This window comes from Verrucomicrobium sp. BvORR106 (assembly GCF_000739655.1).
Lineage (GTDB): Bacteria > Verrucomicrobiota > Verrucomicrobiia > Verrucomicrobiales > Verrucomicrobiaceae > Verrucomicrobium.
The window spans coordinates 1-916 of record NZ_BATR01000204.1 but is presented as its reverse complement, the minus strand read 5'-3'; the positions used below and the strand labels follow the sequence as shown (position 1 = coordinate 916).

The window sequence follows — 916 nt, the reverse complement described above, 5'->3', positions numbered from 1 at the left end:
AATGGTCACCGTCAGATCCGCCTGCACGGTTGGCGCCTCAGGTGCGCCCGTCTCCGGATTGAGTCCGGAGGGCAGATCCAGTGCCACAGTGTACGCATGCCGACGCTGCCGCAGTTCATTCATGGCCCGCACGGCCCCGGCCAGTGGCTCGCGCAGCGGTCCATGCGCGGCCCCGATGCCGACCAAGCCATCGATCAACACCACGCGCCCCTGCAGCCGCGCAATCTCCTCCACCGACTGGCATTGGGGCACCACCTCCTCCAGCTCCGCCCAATGCTGGGCTGGAAGCGGCTTGAAGTCCGCTGTCTGGTAGGTGCACCACGCGATCACCTGCCACCCAGCCTGCAACAGGTGCTTGGCCGCCACCAGGGCGTCGCCCGCGTTGTTCCCCTTGCCCAGGAAGAGCACCGCCGTGCCGCCGCCGGGGTGGAACTGCTGGATCACCTCCGCGATGCCGAGGCCCGCCTCATCCATGAGATCTGAAGCTTGCACACCCCGGGCGAAGGCGGCCGACTCAGCCTCCTGCATCTGCTGACAAGTGAGAATCATGGGGGAGAGCTAGAGAGGAAGTTGAGATGTGCCGCAAGCGGCACGTTGAGACGCGTTGCTGGTTGAGACGCTTCGCTGGTTTAGGCTGAAGCACCCACCGATCTAGATATATACCAAGAGGGCCCCTTCTGCGACCCCTTCGGGGGCGGGCCCATTTCCAGCCCACCGGAGGTATCAGTCGCTTCGCTCTTTCAACCTTCCGGCTACCTTCTGTGATGCCTTCGGCATACCCGCCCCGCTACGCGGGAGACGCAAGACCTGAGTGCTCGGGTGGATGCAAGCCACGAGCGAAGCAGCCCCTTCTGCGACCCCTTCGGGGTCGGCCCGACTTTCCTGTCTACCGGAGGTGTCAGTCGCTCCGCTCCTT

General features: G+C 64.8%; 1 protein-coding gene. It reads right to left on the bottom strand.

The genetic code is table 11. The annotated features are described in order from the left end of the window. On the bottom strand, positions 1 to 549 hold a 549-nt coding region (locus BV106_RS34770), incomplete at its 3' end, for an NAD(P)H-hydrate epimerase (RefSeq protein WP_038172889.1). Positions 550 to 916 lie beyond the last annotated feature (367 nt).